Source organism: Stenotrophomonas sp. Steno-C17, from assembly GCF_056393165.1.
Window position 1 is genome coordinate 25,528 of the sequence record NZ_JBWJPD010000026.1, and the last position, 19,264, is coordinate 44,791.

General features: G+C 68.7%; 17 protein-coding genes. 14 read left to right on the forward strand and 3 right to left on the reverse strand.

Annotated elements, in window-relative coordinates; genetic code table 11:
- Positions 1-41 precede the first annotated feature (41 nt).
- Complete coding sequence (locus tag AC06FA_RS18325; RefSeq protein ID WP_478069531.1) at positions 42-641, reverse strand: DUF998 domain-containing protein; 600 nt, start codon at positions 639-641, stop codon at positions 42-44.
- Positions 642-784: 143 nt separating this feature from the next.
- Here AC06FA_RS18325 and trxA point away from each other — a divergent pair, with 143 nt between their 5' ends.
- The 5 genes from trxA to AC06FA_RS18350 all read left to right on the forward strand — a co-directional run bounded on the left by trxA (position 785) and on the right by AC06FA_RS18350 (position 6,548).
- On the forward strand, positions 785-1,642 hold the full coding sequence (trxA, locus tag AC06FA_RS18330; RefSeq protein ID WP_478069532.1) for a thioredoxin: 858 nt from the start codon (positions 785-787) through the stop codon (positions 1,640-1,642).
- 150 nt (positions 1,643-1,792) lie between these two features.
- A complete protein-coding gene (locus tag AC06FA_RS18335; protein WP_478069533.1) occupies positions 1,793-3,445 on the forward strand; it encodes a FecR family protein in 1,653 nt (550 codons plus the stop codon).
- Positions 3,442-5,064, forward strand: a complete 1,623-nt coding sequence (locus tag AC06FA_RS18340; RefSeq protein WP_478069534.1) for a CHASE2 domain-containing protein — start codon at positions 3,442-3,444, stop codon at positions 5,062-5,064. The genes AC06FA_RS18335 and AC06FA_RS18340 overlap by 4 nt, the downstream gene beginning before the upstream one ends.
- Positions 5,065-5,326: 262 nt before the next feature.
- On the forward strand, positions 5,327-5,779 hold the full coding sequence (locus AC06FA_RS18345; protein WP_478069535.1) for an REP-associated tyrosine transposase: 453 nt from the start codon (positions 5,327-5,329) through the stop codon (positions 5,777-5,779).
- Between the two features lie 310 nt (positions 5,780-6,089).
- The gene (locus AC06FA_RS18350; RefSeq protein WP_478069536.1) at positions 6,090-6,548 is read left to right on the forward strand and encodes a DUF4442 domain-containing protein; all 459 of its coding nucleotides are present in this window, start codon (positions 6,090-6,092) and stop codon (positions 6,546-6,548) included.
- Positions 6,549-6,564: 16 nt separating this feature from the next.
- Here the strand turns inward: AC06FA_RS18350 and AC06FA_RS18355 are convergent, their stop codons facing one another.
- Complete coding sequence (locus tag AC06FA_RS18355; RefSeq protein ID WP_478069537.1) at positions 6,565-7,842, reverse strand: hypothetical protein; 1,278 nt, start codon at positions 7,840-7,842, stop codon at positions 6,565-6,567.
- Between the two features lie 74 nt (positions 7,843-7,916).
- On the opposite strand from AC06FA_RS18355, the gene AC06FA_RS18360 reads away from it, so the two are divergent.
- The 8 genes from AC06FA_RS18360 to rnfB all read left to right on the forward strand — a co-directional run bounded on the left by AC06FA_RS18360 (position 7,917) and on the right by rnfB (position 15,973).
- On the forward strand, positions 7,917-8,600 hold the full coding sequence (locus AC06FA_RS18360; protein ID WP_108750658.1) for a DUF502 domain-containing protein: 684 nt from the start codon (positions 7,917-7,919) through the stop codon (positions 8,598-8,600).
- A complete protein-coding gene (locus tag AC06FA_RS18365; RefSeq protein ID WP_478069538.1) occupies positions 8,597-9,394 on the forward strand; it encodes a queuosine precursor transporter in 798 nt (265 codons plus the stop codon). The genes AC06FA_RS18360 and AC06FA_RS18365 overlap by 4 nt, the downstream gene beginning before the upstream one ends.
- A 94-nt stretch (positions 9,395-9,488) precedes the next feature.
- Complete coding sequence (locus AC06FA_RS18370; protein WP_478069539.1) at positions 9,489-11,396, forward strand: DUF885 domain-containing protein; 1,908 nt, start codon at positions 9,489-9,491, stop codon at positions 11,394-11,396.
- Positions 11,393-11,794, forward strand: coding sequence for an SMU1112c/YaeR family gloxylase I-like metalloprotein (gene gloA2, locus AC06FA_RS18375; protein WP_478069540.1), 402 nt, complete (start codon positions 11,393-11,395; stop codon positions 11,792-11,794). The genes AC06FA_RS18370 and gloA2 overlap by 4 nt, the downstream gene beginning before the upstream one ends.
- A 448-nt stretch (positions 11,795-12,242) precedes the next feature.
- Positions 12,243-12,692, forward strand: coding sequence for a DUF2147 domain-containing protein (locus tag AC06FA_RS18380; RefSeq protein WP_108750662.1), 450 nt, complete (start codon positions 12,243-12,245; stop codon positions 12,690-12,692).
- Positions 12,693-12,794: 102 nt separating this feature from the next.
- Positions 12,795-14,870, forward strand: a complete 2,076-nt coding sequence (gene metG, locus AC06FA_RS18385; RefSeq protein WP_478069541.1) for a methionine--tRNA ligase — start codon at positions 12,795-12,797, stop codon at positions 14,868-14,870.
- Positions 14,871-14,945: 75 nt separating this feature from the next.
- The gene (locus AC06FA_RS18390) at positions 14,946-15,536 is read left to right on the forward strand and encodes an HAD family hydrolase (protein ID WP_108750664.1); all 591 of its coding nucleotides are present in this window, start codon (positions 14,946-14,948) and stop codon (positions 15,534-15,536) included.
- Between the two features lie 23 nt (positions 15,537-15,559).
- Positions 15,560-15,973 (forward strand): Rnf electron transport complex subunit RnfB, encoded by a 414-nt coding sequence (gene rnfB / locus AC06FA_RS18395; RefSeq protein ID WP_478069542.1) that lies wholly within the window; start codon positions 15,560-15,562, stop codon positions 15,971-15,973.
- Positions 15,974-16,132: 159 nt separating this feature from the next.
- Here rnfB and AC06FA_RS18400 read toward each other — a convergent pair whose 3' ends face one another.
- The gene (locus AC06FA_RS18400) at positions 16,133-16,480 is read right to left on the reverse strand and encodes a RidA family protein (protein WP_108750666.1); all 348 of its coding nucleotides are present in this window, start codon (positions 16,478-16,480) and stop codon (positions 16,133-16,135) included.
- 190 nt (positions 16,481-16,670) lie between these two features.
- Between AC06FA_RS18400 and mprF the strand changes: the two genes are divergently transcribed.
- A complete protein-coding gene (gene mprF / locus AC06FA_RS18405; RefSeq protein ID WP_478069543.1) occupies positions 16,671-19,232 on the forward strand; it encodes a bifunctional lysylphosphatidylglycerol flippase/synthetase MprF in 2,562 nt (853 codons plus the stop codon).
- Positions 19,233-19,264: the final 32 nt, after the last annotated feature.

Consider the following 19,264-nt stretch of genomic DNA (forward strand, 5'->3'; position numbering starts at 1 on the left):
AGTGCGGCAAACGTCTCCAATCCCGCCCATCGTGGGCAGTCTCAGCGCCCCCGCGACAAGGGCAGCGCCAGCGCCAGCCAGACCGCCCAGCAGGCGAACGCCAGGCGCTGTGCCAGCGGTGCCGGCAGCAGGCCCTGCAGGCCGAAAGCGGCCAGCGCAGCGGCCACGCCGGCGGCCAGCGCGAACACGCCCGGCGCGCGGGAACCGGCGCCGCGCATCTGGCTGCCCCCCAGCATCAGCGTGCCGGCCACGAAACCCAGCACCCAGACCATCCAGGCGCTGGCATGCAACTGGCTGGCGCCCCCATGCAGATCGTCCAGGTCCAACGGCAGCACGCCCATGGCCGCGAACGCCAGGCCAGCCAGCAGCAGCATCTGGCTGCCCACCCGACCCGCCCAGCCTTCGGTGGCCGGCAGTCGCCGGCGCAGGCGCTCGGCCACGACCATCGCCAGCATGCCCGGCAGCACGAAGCCCAGCAGGTTGAACGCCAGCGCATGTGGCACCCCCTGCGCGCCGAGCAGGGCCACCGGGTGCACGCCCTGCGCGTAACCGCCCAGACTGGCGCCGAAGCCGACCACCGCGGCCATGAACAGCACGGCGGCGCACAGCCCCAGCCAACGATCGATCCGGACCCACGACATGGTGCACACCCACACGGCAGAAGAATCCGGACATTGTCGCGGCCTGCGCGCAGTGCGCCAAGCCAGGGCGTGACGGCAGGGTTGAGACCGACAGCAATCGACACCATAGAATCGGTCTCCTGTTGCCGAAACGATGTGCCCCCATGACCGAGACGACCTACGTATTCGACGCCACGACCGCGACCTTCGAGGCCGAAGTCCTGCAGAAGTCGCTGCAGACGCCGGTGCTGGTCGACTTCTGGGCCACCTGGTGCGGCCCGTGCAAGACCCTGGGCCCGATGCTGGAAAAGCTGGCCGCCGAGTACAACGGCGCCTTCGAACTGGCCAAGGTCGACGTGGATGCCGAACAGCAGATCGCGGCCGCCTTCCAGATCCGTTCGGTGCCCACCGTGTTCCTGGTCAAGGGTGGCCAGCTGGTGGACGGCTTCCCGGGCGCGATTCCGGAAGGGCAGCTGCGCGAATTCCTGGCCCAGCACGGCATCGTGCCGGCCGACGTTGGCGATACCGGCGCCGAAGAAGAAGCGCCGCTGGATCCGCAGGGCCAGGTGGACGTGCTGCGCGCGCAGATCGCCGCCGAACCGGACAAGGACGAGTTGAAGCTGGACCTGGCGCTGGCCCTGTTGCAGATCGGTGGGGTGGACGAAGCGGGGAAGCTGATCGACGCCCTGCCGGCCAACCTGGCCACCGATGACCGCGCCGTGCGTGGCCGTGCCCGCCTGGCCTTTGCCACGGCACTGAAAGACGCACCGGCCGCCGATGCACTGGACGCGCGCATTGCCGCCGACGGCAAGGACCTGCAGGCGCGCCACCTGCGCGGCGTGCAGCTGCTGCTGGGCGGCCACGACGAAGCCGCGCTGGAACAGTTCCTGGAAATGCTGCGCATCGACCGCAGCTATGACGACAACCTGCCGCGCCGCACGTTGATCGATGCCTTCAATGTCATCGCCGATGAAGACCTGGTGGGCCGTTACCGCCGCAAGATGGCCTCGCTGCTGTTCTGATCGCGCTGTTTTCGTTCAGGATTCCCGGCACACACCGGGCAATAATGTGATGCCGGCCGCACTTTTGAGCAGCCGGCATCCATTCCGGGGGGAATAAGTCAGGGCCATGGGGTCTGCACGCTGGCCCCCGCATTGCCGGGACTGCATGCCGTGACCGTTGGGATCTCGTCTGTTGTTGTGCGCGTGTTCGCCGCGCTGCTTGCCGCCGCCAGCCTGCTGCCGGTCACTGCAGCCGCGCAGGACTGGACCTACCGGGTGCGCCCGGGCGACACCCTGTGGGACCTGGGCGGCCTGTACCTGAAGCCCAGCGTGCCCTGGCAGCAGTTGCAGCAGCACAACCGCATCGACAACCCCTACCGCCTGCCCCCGGGGCAACCGCTGCGCTTCCCGATCAGCTGGCTGCGGGTGGAACCGGCGCCGGCACGCGTGCTGGCCGTGCGTGGCCCGGTGCAGTTGGCCGCCGGCAACGGTGCGGCCAGCCGGTCACTGCAGGCCGGTGAGCAGCTGCACATCGGCGATGTGGTGCAGACCGGTGCCGATGCCAGCCTGACCCTGGAATTTGCCGACGCCTCGCGCCTGCAGCTGCGCGAACACTCGCGCCTGCGCCTGGACCAGCTCAGCCGCTACGGCCGTACCGGCATGGTCGATACCCGCATGCGCCTGCAGCAGGGCCGCGCCAGCAATCGCGTCACCCCGGCGCGCGGCCCGGCGTCGCGCTACATCATCGATGCCCCCACCGCGACCAGCAGCGTGCGCGGCACCGTATTCCGGGTAAGCGCAGGCGAAGACGGCCACCCGGCCGCCACCGAAGTGCTGCAGGGCAAGGTCCAGGTCGGCAACCGGCAGGGCCAGCAGCTGGTGCACCCGGGCCAGGCCAGTGTGGCGGCCCGGGCCGATGCGGCGCCGGCGGCCGCGTCGGCCCTGCTGCCGCCGCCTGCATTGGCGCCGGACACGTTGCAGCGCCCCGGCCTGCCCCTGCAGGTGCAGTGGCAGGCGGTGGCCGGTGCCGATCACTACCGCGTTGAAGTGGTGCAGGCGGCCACGGCGGAGATCCTGCTGTTCGCAACGACCACGGCCGATACCCGGCTGACGATCGCCGACCTTCCCCCCGGCGAACACCGCCTGCTGCTGCGCGCCGTGGATGCCCAGGGCGTGGAAGGCGTCGACGCCAGCCTCGATTTCCGCCTGGACGACCAGCCGCCACCGCCGCTGACGGTCGCGCCGCTGCACGGCCAGACGATCAATACCGACCGCCCCCGCTTCCGCTGGAGCCGCGCCCCCGGCGCGCAGACCAGCGTGCTGCAGATTGCCAGCGATGCGCAGTTCCTGTCCCCCTTGCAGGAGCAGACCACCAACGGCACCGATCTGCGCCTGCGCCAGCCATTGCCGCCGGGCCCGTATTTCTGGCGCGTGGCGTCCCGCGACGGACAGGGCCGACAAGGCCCTTACGGCGACGCGCTGCCCCTGCAGTTGACCGACCTGCCCGTGGACCCGGCCCTGCAGCCGCCGGAAGCTGCCGGCGGCGAGCTGACCCTGCGCTGGCAGCCCGGCAGCGAAGGCCAGACTTACCGCGTGCAGGTTTCCCGCAACGGGGCGTTCGAGGCACCATGGCTGGACCAGACCGTCGAGCAGCCCCAGGTGAGTTTCAAGCGCCCTTGGCACGGCACCCTGCATGTGCGCGTGCAGTACATCGATGACGATGGCCACGCCGGCCCGTTCTCGCCCGCCCAGCAGGTCAGCCTGCCGTGCCGGCTGTGCTACGGCGCCGGCGGCGGGGCCGCCCTGCTCTGGTTGCTGCTGTGAGGCGCTCGCCGCTGCCCTGGTCGCGGCGGGTGGTGCTGGCCGTGCTGGCCTTCGTGGCCACCGCCGTGGCCAGCCACGGGCAGTGGCTCTGGCGGCAGGATGAAGCGGCCTACGACCTGATGGTCGGCAACTGGACCTACCGGCCCGACCCCAGCGTGCTGGTGGTGGCCATCGACGAAGACAGCCTGGCGCGTATCGGCCAGTGGCCGTGGCCGCGTTCGGTGCACGCACGCCTGCTGGACCGCCTGACCGATGCCGGTGCCGAACGCGTTGCGCTGGACCTGCTGCTGACCGAGCCCGACCGCCGCGACAGCCGCCAGGATGCCGAGCTGGCCGCGGCCATCCGCCGCAATGGTCGCGTGGTGCTGCCGGTACTGGCTGCGCCCGCCGCCGGTGACCGCATGGCCGAAGAACTGCTGCCCATACCCCTGATTGCCGACAGCGCCGCGGCGCTGGGCCACAGCGATGTGGAAGTGGATGGCGACGGCGTGGCCCGCGGCGTGTACCTGCATGCGGGCATCGGCCAGCCGCATTGGCCGGCACTGGGGCTGGCCCTGGCCGACCTGCCGGTACAGGCCGCGCGCGGGCTGCCCGACCCCGATCCGGCGCTGGAATCGCCCTACCAGTGGCGCCGCGATGACTACGTGCGGGTGCGCTACGCCGGTCCGCCGGAACAGTTGCCGCAGGTGTCCTATGCCGATGTGCTGGACGGCCAGGTGGATGCCGCCCTGCTGCGCGACCGCCGCATCGTGGTGGGCATGACCGCCAGCGGCATCGCCCCGCGGCTGCTGACCCCCACCACCCGCGAATACTGGATGAGCGGCAGCGAGTACCAGGCCAACATCGCCTCGATGCTGCTGCAGGGAAAACAGATCCAGGTGGTTCCGCCGCTGGCGCAGGACCTGCTGGCCGGTCTTCTGGCCGCGGTGTGCGTGCTGCTGCTGGGCCTGCGCCTGCCGTGGCTGGCCGCGCTGTGCTCACTGCCGATGGGCCTGGCCACCAGCTGGATGCTGCTGCGCACGGCCAGCCTGTGGTGGGCACCGGCCGCGGCCACGTTCGGCATTCTGATGGTGCTGCTGGTTTGGGCGGTCTGGCGCATCTCCGCCTGGCACCGCCAGGCCAACCGCGACGCATTGACCGGGCTGGGCAACCGCCTGCGCTTCGAACAATCGCTTCAACAGGAATGCGACGCCGCACGGCGCAGCGGCAAGCCACTGAGTCTGGTGCTGATCGACGTGGATCATTTCAAGCGGCACAACGACCGCCACGGCCACCAGCTGGGCGATCGCGTACTGCGCGACGTGGCCGCGTTGATCGCCGCCCATGCGCGACGCCCGCGCGACATGGCCGCCCGTTACGGCGGCGACGAATTTGCGATGGTGCTGCCGGACACGCCAACCAGCGGCGCGCGCCAGGTGATCGAAGATCTGATTGCCGACGTACGCGCCCTGCCCGCCCCTGCTGCAGGGGATGACAGCCGCATCACGCTCACCATCGGCGTCTACACGCGCGTACCCGACAGCCAGATGCAGCCGCACCATTTCGTGGAAGGCGCCGACACCGCCCTGTACCGCGCCAAGGCCAACGGCCGCGACGGCTACGCCATGGACGGCGCGTAACCCCGGCCCCGCCCGACGGGTTCGCGCATGACGCCGCTACCCTCCGCCGCCCCGTAGAGTCGAGCTTGCTCGACTGCTCTTCGCGCCCCCCCGTAGAGTCGAGCTTGCTCGACTGCCCTTCGCGCCCCCCCCGTAGAGTCGAGCTTGCTCGACTGCCCTTCGCGCGATGTCGGCAAGAAACAGTCGAGCAAGCTCGAGTCTACGGACGAAAAAATCAGAGCTGCCTGACAGCAATGCCCCCCGGCGCCAAGCATTCTGGGGCATGCCCAGCCGAGCACTCCTGCAACACCGCCACTCCGCCATCGGTCACTTCTACGTCATCACCAGCGTGACGGCTGATCGCCGCTGCCTGTTCCGCGTCCCTGCGCGCGCGGCCCTACTGGAAGACGCCTTCCGCTACAGCGACCAGCAGGGGCTGACACGCTCCTGTGCCTGGGTGGTCATGCCCGACCACTTCCATTGGGTCATGCAACTGCGCGAGGGCTCACTGGGGCGATGCGTGCAGGCGTTGAAATCACAGTCGGCCATTGCCATCAACACTGCGCTGGGCGGTCATGCGACGGTGTGGCAGCGCGGCTATTACGATCATTGGATTCGGGACGAGCGCGATGTACGCCGGCAGGCCCTGTATGTGATGGCCAATCCCGTACGAGCAGGATTGGCGCAACGGTTGGGGGAATATCCCCATGCATGGTGTCGCTGGCCGCTTTGGTAGCGTCGAGCTTGCTCGACTGTCTTTTCCCGACAGGGAATGCAGAGCCGTCGAGCAAGCTCGACGCTACCAGAGCAGGATCAAATGCAAAGCCGTCGAGCAAGCTCGACGCTACCAAGGCGGGATCAAATGCAAAGCCGTCGAGCAAGCTCGACGCTACCAAGGCAGGGGCAGATGCCAGGCCCGTGGCGGCGCGCGGCAGCTGGGAGCACGCGCTGTGAACGATCATCCCGCGCGACCCGGCAAGCCCCGGGGTTCAACATACGGTGGCGAATGGTTAGACTCAGGGCATCGCCTCCTGCCCCGCACCCGCATGAAAGCCAGTACGTTCCGTCTCGGCATCAATCTGTGGCCGCCGTTCCTGTTCACCGGCATCCATGTCACCCGCATCACGGCCGACTACCGGCAGATCGACGTCGAGCTGCGCATGCGGCCGTGGAACCGCAACTACGTGGGCACCCACTTCGGCGGCAGCCTGTTTGCCATGACCGACCCGTTCTGGATGTTGGGCCTGCTGCATACGCTGGGGCGCGACTACTACGTGTGGGATCGCGCCGGTGCCATCGAATTCCTCAAGCCCGGCCGCGGCACGGTGCGCACCACCTTCCACATCGATGATGCGGTGCTGGACGAACTGCGCACCGAGGCCGCCGGTGGCGAAAAGGTGCTGCGCTGGTTCAGCAACGATGTGGTCGATGCATCGGGCGAAGTAGTCGCACGCGTGCGCAAGCAGGTCTATGTGCGCCTGAAACCGCAGGCACGCGGCGGCTGACCCGCCGCGCCGGCAGCTACAGTGGCACCGACAGCATCGTCGTCAGTTCGCCCGTGGCGTCCTGCTGGCGGCGCGGCACCTGCAGGTGGCGGCCATCGGCCGACAGCGTCGGTACCCGGCTGGGCGAGCGCCATTGTGCGGGCAGGCGTGCCAGTGCCTGCGCCGGGGCATCGGGCTGCTGCCGCAGCCACCGCTGCGCGCCCAGCAGGCGCACCAGCGCCGCGCTGTCCTGGCTGCGCGCGGCGTAATCCTGGTATGCCGGGCCACTGATGCTGGCCAGCGTGCAGCCGATCCAGTTGGCCACGCAGCGGACGTCCCACGGCTGTTCCCAGCTGCGCTGCGCCGGCGCATCCTCGGCCAGCCTGCGTTCGGCAGCAGCACCGCAGGCCCAGGCGAAGTTCTGCGCGATGCGCGCGCGGGTCTGGCTGCGGTCCAGCATCAGCACCGTGGCGCCCTGCCGCAGCGAGGCATCGATGGCCCGCTCGTTCAGTGCGAACTCGCCCTGCATTGCACGGCACAGGCTCTGTTCGTCGCTCGCCAGCGGCTGCAGCGCCGTTTCGCAGACCGCTGGCAGCACGTGGTCGGCCGGCAGTTCCGCCAGCATGTCGGCCAGCAACTGCGCGTTCACCTGCACGCTCGCGGCGCCGATCATGCTGTCCAACAAGGTGCCACCGCCGCGCATCAGGCGTCGGCCCAGCTGCAGGGAACGGCAACTGCCGGCCAGCGCTGCCGCCGTATCGCCCTGCACGAAGGCCAGCGCATGTGCGCTGTTTCCCTCCATCAGCAGCTGATAGCGCGGCACCGGCATCATCAGCGGGTCACCCAGCCCCTGGAACGGGGAATCGAAACGATCGAAGTCGGCCAGCTGTTGCTGCCGTGCATGCAGGCCGGCATGGCCGACATGGCCGTCGATGAAGCGCTGCGGATCGGCGCGCACGCGCGCCAGGCAATCCGGCTCACGGGACCCACAGGTGACTCCCACCTGCGCCGTGACCTGCGGCTGGGTGCCTTCCAGCAGGGAGTCGGTCATGCCCTGCACCGGCCCGTCCCGCCACCGCTGCACATCCTTCAACAGGGCCTGCTCGCGCTGCGCCGCATCCAGGCCGTCGAACGGCAGGGTCCACAGCAGGGCAAAACCGTTGCGCCCAGGCAGGGGCTGCACGTCTTCCAGCAGGCGCACCTGCTCGCGCTGCGCGGCCGACAGCGGCCAGAACCGCGCCACCAGCCATGCCACCACCAGCAGCCCCACCAGGGCCAGCACGCTCCAACCGATTCCGCGCAGAATCCTCAACACAGCATCCCTGCCCTGCAGCCCGCCATCGTGAGCGGGCAGCGTAATCGACAGCCCGCGACCGCTACAATGCGCGCATGTCGCTCGAAGCCCCCGCCCTGGTTCCCCGCCCCTCCCTGCAGCGCCTGTTCCTGACCGGCCTGCTGACCCTGTTGCCGATCTGGCTGACCTGGGTCGTGGTGAAGTTCGTGTTCGTGCTGCTGTCGGGCATTTCCAGTCCGCTGGTGGTGCCGTTGTCCGAACAGATCGCCACCAACTTCCCGCACTACCTGGGCTGGGTGCGCGCGGAGTGGATCCAGAACACCATCGCCCTGCTGGCGACCCTGCTGGTGATCCTGGCCGTGGGCGTGGCCAGCCGCCGCGTGGTCGGCCAGCGCCTGCTGCGCTGGGTAGGTGCGGTCATCAAGCGCATTCCGCTGGCCAGCATCATCTACGACAGTGCCAAGAAGCTGCTGGACATGCTGCAGACCGAACCGGGCAGCACCCAGCGCGTAGTGCTGATCGACTTCCCGCACCGGGACATGAAATCGGTGGGTCTGGTCACCCGGGTCATCAAGGAACAGGGCAGCGACCGTGAACTGGCCGCGGTGTACGTGCCGACCACGCCCAACCCCACCTCGGGCTATCTGGAAATCGTGCCGGTGGAACTGCTGACCCCGACCGACTGGACCGTGGACCAGGCCATGAGCTTCATCATCTCCGGCGGTGCCGTGGCCCCGGCCAGCGTGCCCTTCACCCGCGCCGGCGAACGCGCCGAGTGAGCGAGCCGGCGCACGCCACGCCGCATGCACGGCCGCTGCAGGACCGCGCGGTCCTGCTGTTCATCGTGCTGGCCACGTTCTTCTGCGGCAACGCCGTGCTGGCCGAACTGATCGGGGTGAAGATCTTCGCGCTGGAAGACACTCTGGGCATCAACCCGCTGAACTGGAACCTGTTCGGCCAGACCGGTTCGCTCAGCTTCACCGCCGGCACGCTGCTGTGGCCGGTGGTGTTCATCATGACCGACACCATCAACGAGTTCTTCGGCAAGCGCGGCGTGCGCTTCATCTCGTGGCTGGCGGTGGTGCTGATCGCCTACGGTTTCCTGTTCGCCTTTGCCGCCATCTCGCTGGCCCCGGCCAGCTGGTGGATCACCTCGATGGATGCGCATGGCGTGCCGGATTACCAGGCGGCCTTTGCCGCCGTATTCGGCCAGGGCATGTGGACCATCGGCGGTTCGCTGGTGGCCTTCCTGGTCGGCCAGTTGATCGACGTGGCCGTGTTCCACCGCATCCGCCAGGCCACCGGCGAGCGCCACGTGTGGCTGCGCGCCACCGGTTCGACTGCCGTGTCGCAGCTGGTGGACAGCTTCGTGGTGATCTGGATCGCCTTCGTGCTGGGCCCGCAGCAGTGGCCCACGTCGCTGTTCCTGGCGGTCAGCAGCGTCAACTATGTGTACAAGATGGGCTTTGCGATCGCCCTCATCCCCCTGCTGTACCTGATGCGCCGCGCCATCACCCGCTATTTGGGGCCACAGCGCGCGGCCGATCTGCGCGCTGCCGCCGCGGCTGACTGAAGCCCCAGCGCCGGCAAGCTGACTGCGGCTTCACGCTGGCCGTACGCGCGCGGATCGTGCAAGCTCCACGGTCTGTGTTCCACGGAAGCTCCTGATGCCGTATTCCCCCCGCGTCCTGGCCGCCGCCATCGCTGCGTTGTTCCTGTTCAGTGCCGTGCCCTCGGCCGAAGCAGCGAAGAAAAAGGCCAGCCGCCCCGCCGCCGCGCAGAGCCGCCAGGCCGCCAAACCCAAGGCCAAGCCGCGCGCCGCCCCACGCCGCGCCGCGCCGCGCCCCACCGCCCCGGCCCGTGCCGTGCCGCGCGCGGTGCAGCTGGAGCGCCTGTACGACGAATACTGGGATGCCTCGATGCGGTTGAACCCGCTGCAGGCCACCTTCCAGGGCGAAACCCGCTACAACGACCAGCTGCCCAACATCCTGTCCGCCGCCTGGCGCCAGCAATCGCACGATTTCACCGTGGAATGGCTGGGCAAGGTGGAAAAAGTCGGCAGTGAAGGCCTGCAGGGCCAGGACCTGCTCAGCTACCAGATCTTCGTGCGCGATGCGCGCGCCACGCTGGATGCCGAACGCTACCCCAGCTGGATGATGCCGATCAGCCAGTACTACAACATCGGCAGCATCATGGCGATCCTGGGCGCCGGTGCCGGTGCCCAGCCCTTCAATACCGCGCAGGACTACGACACCTGGTCGCGCCGGTCACTGGGCATTCCGCCGCTTTTCGATCAGGCCATCGACAACATGCGCCAGGGCATGAAGGCCGGCGTGGTGCAGCCGCGTGACCTGATGGAAAAGGTGCTGCCGCAACTGGATGCGGTGATCAAGCCGACCGCGGAGGAAAGCATCTTCTGGTCGCCCATCCGCACCATGCCCGACAGCATTGCCGCCGAAGACAAGGCGCGCATCAGCGCCGAGTACAAGCGCATGATCGAACTGCGCATCATGCCGGCCTACCGTGCGCTGCGCGGTTTCATTGCCACCGAATACCTGCCGGCCACGCGCGCCAGCAGCGGCCTGGGCGCACTGCCCGATGGCCAGGCCTGGTACGCCAACCTGATCGTGCAGACCACCGCCAGCGACCAGACCGCCGCGCAGCTGCATGCGCTGGGCGAACAGCGCGTGCAGGAGCTGCAGGCGCAGATCGCCGCGGTGATGAAGGACAACAAGCTGCGCGGTTCGCAGGCCAAGCTGCTGAAGAGCATGCGCAACGATCGCCAGTTCCAGTACGTCAACGCCGACGACCTGCTGAACCGCTACCGCCAGGTGCAGCAGCAGGTGTCCACGCGCCTGCCGCAGGTGCTGGACACGCTGCCCAAGGCCGGGCTGGAGATCCGCCCGGTCGATCCGGAACGCGCACTGGCTGCCGCCGCAGCCGCCTACCAGCCTTCGCCGGCCGGGCAGCCCGGCGTGCTGTACGTGAACACCCGCGACCTGCCCAGCCGCAAGCGCTGGAGCGTGCCGGTGCAGTACCTGCACGAAGCCATTCCCGGCCACCACGTGCAGTTGGGCCTGCAGCAGGAACTGGCCAAGCTGCCACGCTTCCGCCGCCAGGGCGGCGACGTGGCCTTCATTGAAGGCTGGGGCCTCTACGCGGAAACCCTGGGCGACGACCTGGGCGCCTACAACGACCCCTACGACCGCATTGGCTACCTGTACTCGCGCCTGTTGCGCGCCACCCGCGTGGTGGCCGACACCGGCGTGCACGCGCAGGGCTGGAGCAAGCAGCAGGCGGTCAGCTACCTGCAGAAAAATGCAGACATGAGCGCCGACGATGCCAGCGCCGAAGTGGAGCGGATCATGGCCCAGCCCGGCCAGGCGCTGTCCAACGTGGCCGGCCTGACCACCATCGTCGCCCTGCGTGACAAGGCCCGCGCGCAGCAGGGGGCCGCGTTCGACCTGCGCCGCTTCCATGCCGAACTGCTGAAGGACGGCTCGATGCCGCTGGATGTCCTGGGCCGCAAGATGGACCGCTGGATGGCCCAGCCCGCCGCAGCGGCCACGCCATGAGCGAGGCCGCCGCATTGCTGGGCATCCACCATGTGGCGCTGATCTGCAGCGACTACGCGCGCTCGAAGGATTTCTACGTGCGCGTACTCGGCCTGCGCGTGCTGGCGGAAAACCACCGCCCCGCGCGCGATTCGTGGAAGCTGGACCTGGCCCTGCCCGACGGCGGGCAGCTGGAACTGTTCTCGTTCCCCGCGCCGCCGCCGCGGCCCAGCCGGCCCGAAGCACAGGGCCTGCGCCACCTGGCGTTCCGGGTGGCCGCACTGGAGCCGTTCATCCAGCGCCTGGCTGAGCACGGCGTGGCGTGCGAACCGATCCGCGTGGACGAATACACCGGCGCCCGCTTCACCTTCTTCGCCGACCCCGACGGCCTGCCGCTGGAACTGTACGAAGCCATCTGACCCGGGGTCAGATCCCTTTCCACAGGAAAGGGCTCTGACCCCATGCATGCGATCCCCAATGGGGTCAGAGCCCGTTGCGCAGCAACGGGATCCGACCCCGTACGCCCCACAGCCGCGTGAACCTGTCGAAGGCGGGGCACTGTGGGTTTGCGGGGTGTGAGCCGCATGGATGCGGCGACCAAGGCTACATGGACGTACTTGCGCCGTCCCCGCAAACCCACAGTACCCCGCCATGCCACGGAATGCCGCTCGTGCTTCTGCTTCGGCAGGTGCAGGCCGCAACGGGATCCGACCCCGTGTCGACCAAGGTCGACACCTACCCTTCGGCTTCGGCCTCTGCGGGTGCAGGGCGCAGCCCTGCAAGGCCCCCTCTTCCCCATACCCCGCCGAATGGGTATACAGTCGCCCTGTACCGGCATCGTGCCGGAATGAACCCTGGGAGGGGACCATGCGCAAGACCTTCAAGACCCTGCTGCTGGCACTGCCGCTGTGCCTGGCCGCGCTCTCGGCGCAGGCCGCCGACAGTGCCGCCGGCCGCTGGAAGACCATCGACGACAAGACCGGCAAGGTGAAGTCGATCGTCGAGATCACCCAGGCCGCCAACGGCACGCTGTCTGGCAAGGTGGTCGACATCCTGCACTCGGACAAGGGCCCGAACCCGGTCTGCGACGGCTGCGAAGGCGCCAACAAGAACAAGCCGGTGAAGGGCATGACCATTCTGTGGAACCTGTCGCAGGACAAGGGCAGCCACAGCAAGTGGTCCGGCGGCACCATCCTGGACCCGGCCAACGGCAAGACCTACAAGTCCAAGATCGAGCTGCAGCCCGGCGGCGGCAAGCTGGACGTGTCCGGCTGCATCGCGTTCATCTGCCGCGCGCAGACCTGGGTGCGCGAGTAAGCCGCCCCGCCCCGCGCTGCACCCCGTGACCCGGCCCCGGCCGGGTCACGACGTTGCGGGCATGCGATAATCTGCGGTTCCCCTCGGCTGCACCCCGCGACCATGACCCGTACCGCGCTCGTCACCACCGCCCTGCCCTACGCCAACGGCCCGCTGCACCTGGGCCATCTGGTCGGCTACATCCAGGCTGACATCTGGGTGCGCGCGCGGCGAATGAGCGGCGGCAAGGCCTGGTTCGTCTGCGCCGACGACACCCACGGCACGCCGATCATGCTGGCCGCCGAAAAGGCCGGGGTCACCCCGGAAACCTTCATCGCCAACATCCAGGCCAGCCACGAGCGTGACTTCGCCGCCTTCGGCGTGGCCTTCGATCACTACGATTCGACCAACTCGGCGGCCAACAAGGCGCTGACCGAACAGTTCTACCTGAAGCTGGAAGCGGCCGGCCACATCAGCCGCCGTTCGGTGGCGCAGTTCTACGACCCGGCCAAGGGCATGTTCCTGCCCGACCGCTACGTGAAAGGCATCTGCCCCAACTGCGGCAGCGCCGACCAGTACGGCGACAACTGCGAAGTCTGCGGCGCCACCTACGCGCCCACCGACCTGAAGGAACCGCGTTCGGTCATTTCCGGGGCCACCCCGGAGATGCGCGACTCGGAACACTTCTTCTTCGAGGTCGGCCACTTCGATGCGTTCCTGCGCGAGTGGCTGGCCGGCGATGTCGCCCTGCCCGGCGTGAAGGCCAAGCTGGGTGAGTGGCTGAACGCCGAAGGCGGCCTGCGCGCGTGGGACATCTCGCGCGATGCGCCGTACTTCGGCTTCCAGATTCCCGGCCAGTCGGGCAAGTATTTCTACGTCTGGCTGGATGCCCCGATCGGCTACCTGTCCAGCTTCCAGACCCTGTGCGGCAAGCTGGGCGAAGACTTCGAGGCGCACCTGCGCGCCGGCACCAGCACCGAACTGCACCACTTCATCGGCAAGGACATCGTCAATTTCCACGGCCTGTTCTGGCCGGCGGTGCTGCATGGCACCGGCCACCGCGCGCCCACCCGCCTGCACGTGAACGGTTACCTGACCGTGGACGGCGCCAAGATGAGCAAGTCGCGCGGCACCTTCGTGATGGCGCGTACCTTCCTGGACGCCGGCCTGGAACCGGAAGCGCTGCGCTACTACTACGCCGCCAAGACCAGCGGCGGCGTGGACGATCTTGACCTGAACCTGGGCGACTTCATTGCCCGCGTGAACGCCGATCTGGTCGGCAAGTTCGTCAACCTGGCCAGCCGCTGCGCCGGCTTCATCAGCAAGCGCTTCGACGGCCTGCTGGCCGCGCAGCTGCCCGACGCGGCGCAGTACCAGCGTTTCGTCGATGGCCTGGCGCCGATCCGCGAAGCCTATGAGCGCAACGACCCGGCTGCGGCCATCCGCCTGACCATGGCCCTGGCCGACGAAGCCAACCGCTACATCGACGATGTGAAGCCCTGGGTGATCGCCAAGCAGGAAGGCGCCGATGCGCAGCTGCAGGCGGTCTGCAGCCAGGGCCTGAACCTGTTCCGCGTGCTGGTGACCGCACTGAAGCCGGTGCTGCCGACCACCGCGGCCCAGGCCGAAGCCTTCCTGGCCGCGCCGGTCAACGACTGGACCGCGCTGGCGCAGCCGCTGCTGGGCCACCGCATTGCCGAATACACCCCGCTGTTCACCCGTATCGACCCGAAGAAGATTGACGCCATGATCGACGCCTCCAAGGACACCCTGCAGCCGGCCGCCGCTGCTGCCCCCGCCGCTGCTGCCGCCAAGCCGGCCGCCCCGGCCCCGGCCAAGGACGAAGCAGACAGCGCCGACGCGCCGGCCTACATCGGCATCGACGATTTCGCCAAGCTCGACCTGCGCATCGGCAAGGTGCTGGTGTGCGAGTTCGTGGAAGGCTCGGACAAGCTGCTGCGCTTCGAACTGGACGCCGGCGACCTGGGCAAGCGCCAGATCTTCTCCGGCATCCGCGCCAGCTATGGCGAACCGGAAACGCTGGTCGGCCGCAGCGTGGTGTTCATCGCCAACCTGGCCCCGCGCAAGATGCGCTTCGGCCTGAGCGAAGGCATGATCCTGTCGGCCGGTTTCGACGGTGGCGCGCTGGCGTTGCTGGACGCCGACAGCGGCGCGCAGCCGGGCATGCCGGTCCGCTGATGCACCCCGGGCGCGGCCCACACCGCGCCCGACCCGCAGACCGCCACGGAAGGCACCGCCATGGGAGAGAGCAGGATGGAGCTGGCGCTGTTCGATTTCGACCACACCATCACCACCTGCGATACCTATGGCCGCTTCGTGCGCCGCGTGGCCACGCCCGAACAACTGGCACGCGCCTGGTGGAAGGTGGGGCCGTGGCTGCTGGCCTACCGACTGCGCATCATTTCCGCCGAACGCATCCGCGCGCGCGTGACCCGGCTGACCTTCAGCGAACGCCACGCCGATGACATCGCCACACTGGCTGCCGGCTTCGCCCGCGAGGTGCTGCCCGAGGTGATGCGGCCGGAAATGCTGGAACAGATCCGCTGGCACAAGGAACAACAGCACACCGTGGTGGTCGTGTCCGGTTCGCTGGATCTGTACCTGCGGCCGTGGTGCGAACAGTGGGGCCTGCAGTTGATCTGCAACCGGCTGGAAAGCCAGGACGGTCGATTGACCGGGCGCTACGCCGATGGCGACTGTGGCCCGCGCAAGGTCGACCACATCCGCCGCCGCTTCGACCTGTCACGCTATGTGCGCATCCACGCCTACGGCGACAGCTACGAAGACCGCCCCATGCTGGCCCTCGCCCACGAGCGCTGGTATCGCGGCAAGCCCCTGAAATAACCAACGCGCAGCCTTCGCCACGCATGAGCCTGATCCCGCCCCTGACCGAACGCCTGGACCGCCTGCTGCCGCAGACCCAATGTGGCCAATGCGGCTTTGATGGCTGCCGCCCGTACGCGCAGGCGATGGCCCGTGGCGACGCCGGCGTGGACCGCTGCCCGCCCGGCGGCGATGCCGGGGCGCGCGCACTGGCGCAGGTGCTGGGCGTTCCGGCGCTGCCGTTCGACCGCACGCGCGGCGCGCACAAGGCACCGCAGGTGGCAGTGATCGTGGAAGCGGACTGCATCGGCTGCACCAAATGCATCCAGGCCTGCCCGGTCGATGCGATCGTGGGCGGCGCCAAGTACATGCACACCGTCATTGCCGACCTGTGCACCGGCTGCGAGCTGTGCATCCCGCCGTGCCCGGTGGACTGCATCGATCTGCAGCCGCTGTAGCCGCCGGCGGTGGGGGTAGAGTCGACTGTCAGTCGACTGCTCCTCGCGCCCAGGATTGAAAATCCTGCGCTGCGCGCGACGGTCGACTACCAGAGCAGTCGACTACCAGAGCAGTCGACTGACAGTCGACTCTACCCACCTTTCGCTGGTCGTCTGCCGTTACGGCACCGCCGCCGTGATCACGATCTCGACCTTCCACTCGGCGTGCGCCAGCTTGGCCTCGAACGTGGCGCGGGCCGGGGTTGCGCCTTCAACCACCCACTCATCCCACGCCTTGTTCATGCCATCGAAATCGGCAATGTCGGCCAGGAACACTTCCGCACGCAGCACGTGCTGGCGGTCACTGGCCACCAGCGCCAGCAGCTTGTCGATCTCGGCCAGCACCTGCCGGGTCTGGCCGGTGATGTCCTGGCTGGTGTCTTCCGGAATCTGGCCGGAAAGGTAGGCGACCTTGTTGTGCACGGTCATTTCGGACATACGCGGTCCGACGTCGTAACGCTCCATCATGGGCGTGGCTCCTGCGGGTGGACAGACCTGCATTCTCTCCCACCCGGCGTGCGAAGTGTGTGCCCGGCGCGGCCACTGCATCCGGCCAGCCTGCGCACAGTGCAACGCTGGTCAAACGGCGGCGACAGGCGCACGATGCGCCACGCTGCGTTGACACCGCCCTCGCCCCCACTGACGCACCCTTGCGCCGATGACCGCCCCCACCGATTCCACACCTTCCGCCGCGTCCACCTGGAAGCGCGTCGCCACCATCGTCATCCCCCTGTTGATCCTGGCCCTGGCCCTGCATGGGCTGGCCAACGAATTCGACGAGAACGGCTACCGCGCCATCCGCCACGCCTTCCAGAACCTCAGCCTGGGCCAGATCGCGTTGACGGTGCTGCTGGGCCTGGCCAGCTATGCCTGCCTGATCGGCTTCGATGCCATCGGCCTGCGCCGCAGCGGCATCCGCGTGCATCCGGCGCGGATCGGCATCACCGCCTTCCTGGCCCACACGCTGGGCCAGACCGTCGGCTTTGCCGCGCTGACCGGCGGCGCGGTGCGCCTGCGCGGCTACCGCAGTGCCGGCCTGGACCTGGCACAGATCGGCCAGGTGGTGCTGATGAGCACGCTGGGCTTCATGTTCGGTGCGTGGCTGCTGATCGGCCTGGCCCTGTGCATGGAACCGGCCGCGGCGGCGCTGGCCCTGCCACTGGACCCGACCGCGGTACGCGTGGTCGGCATCGCCGCATTGGCCGCATATGCGCTCACCGTGCTGCTGGTCGGCCGCCACGGCCGTACCTTCCACATCTTCGGCCATGGCCTGTGGCTGCCCGACCGCCGCACCATGCTGGGCGTGACCGCACTCAGCGTGGTGGAACTGGTGCTGGCCAGTGCCGCCTTCTACGTGCTGCTGCCCGACTCCACCCCCACCGGGTTGCCCGGCTTTGTTGGCCTGTACCTGGTGGCGGTGCTGGCCGGGCTGGTGTCCACGGTGCCGGCCGGGCTGGGCGTGTTCGAATGGAGCCTGCTGAAGCTGCTGCCGCAGGTGGCCCCGGCCGCCGTGCTTGCCGCCGCGCTGATCTACCGCGTGACCTACTACGTGCTGCCGCTGCTGCTGGCCACCCTGCTGGCCCTGGCGCCGGCGTTGCGGCAACCGTTCCAGGCCAGTGCCGGTGCCACCCGCGCCGGCTGGCACGCCCTGCGCCCGTGGCTGCCGCAGATCATCGCGCTGGCCGCCTTCAGCGTGGGCGCGGCGCTGGTGATCGATGGCACCCTGCCCACGCCACGCCGGCACCTGCTGAACGCCTCGCTGCCGATCCTGGAAACCTCGCACCTGATCGGCAGCCTGACTGGCGTGGCCCTGCTGCTGATCGGCCAGGGCCTGGCCCGGCGCAGCCATGCCGCCTGGGTACTGGCCATGGCCATCTGCGTGATCACCCCGTTGCCGATCTGGCTGCGCGGTGGCCAACCCCTGATCGCGCTCTCTGCGCTGCTGGTGGCGATGGCCCTGTGGGCCGCACGCCGCGAGTTCTACCGCCAGGGCGCGCTGCTGGATGAGGCGTGGTCCTGGCCCTGGCTGCGCAACCTGGGGCTGGTGCTGGTGGCCGTTACCTGGCTGTTGTTCTTCACCTACAGCCACGTGGAATACCAGAACGAGCTGTGGTGGCAGTTCGCGCTGTCCGGCAATGCCCCGCGCGCCCTGCGTGCGCTGCTGGTGGTGGCGATCGCGCTGGTGATTTTCGGCCTGGCCCGACTGCTGCACAGCACGCGCACGCCGCTGCCGGCGGCCGACGATGCCACCCTGCAGACGTTGGCACCGGTGCTGGCCGGCGCCAGCGATACCCAGGCCTGCCTGGTACTGACCGCCGACAAGGCCGTGCTGCGCGACGAAGCGCAGCAGGGCTTCGTGATGATGCAGCGCTACGGCGGATCGTTGATCGCCATGGGCGATCCGGTCGGGCCGCCCGAGGTAGCGCGCGCGTTGATCTGGCGTTTCCGCGAAGAAGCCGACCGGCTGGGCCTGCGCCCGGTGTTCTACCAGGTCGGCGAAGCCTACTGGCAGACCTACCTGGATCTGGGCCTGGGCCTGGTCAAGCTGGGCGAAGAAGCGATGGTGCCGCTGCACGATTTCGGCCTGGAAGGGCGCGAGCGCGCGGACCTGCGCCAGGCCTGGAACCGCGGCAAGCGCGGCGGCCTCAGTTTCCGGGTAGCGCCGGTGGAGGAGATCCCCGCCCTGTTGCCGCGCCTGCAGGCCGTTTCCAACGCCTGGCTGGAAGACAAGGCCGGCGATGAAAAGGGCTTTTCGCTGGGCAGCTTCGACCCGGCCTACCTGGTGCGCTTCCCGATCGCGCTGGTCGAGGCCGAAGGCGAGATCGTGGCCTTCGCCAACCTGTGGCAGGCACCCGCCGGTGCCGAGCTGTCGGTGGACCTGATGCGCCACGTCAACGAGGCGCCGAAGGGCACCATGGATTTCCTGTTCATCGAGCTGTTCCTGTGGGGCCGTGCGCAGGGTTATGCCCGCTTCTCGCTGGGCATGGCGCCGCTGTCCGGGTTGGCCCAGCATCGCCTTGCCGGGCGCTGGAACCGGCTGGCCGGACTGCTGGCGCGGCATGGCGAACGCTTCTATGGATTCAGCGGCCTGCGCCGCTTCAAGTCGAAGTTCGCCCCGCAGTGGCGGCCGCGCTATCTGGCTGCACCCGGCGGCATGCACCTGCCCGCCGCGCTGCTGGATGCCACCCGGCTGATCTCGCTGGACCCGCGCCGCGGCTGACCGTGCAGGTTTTGCGCCGGGCATGGCCCGGC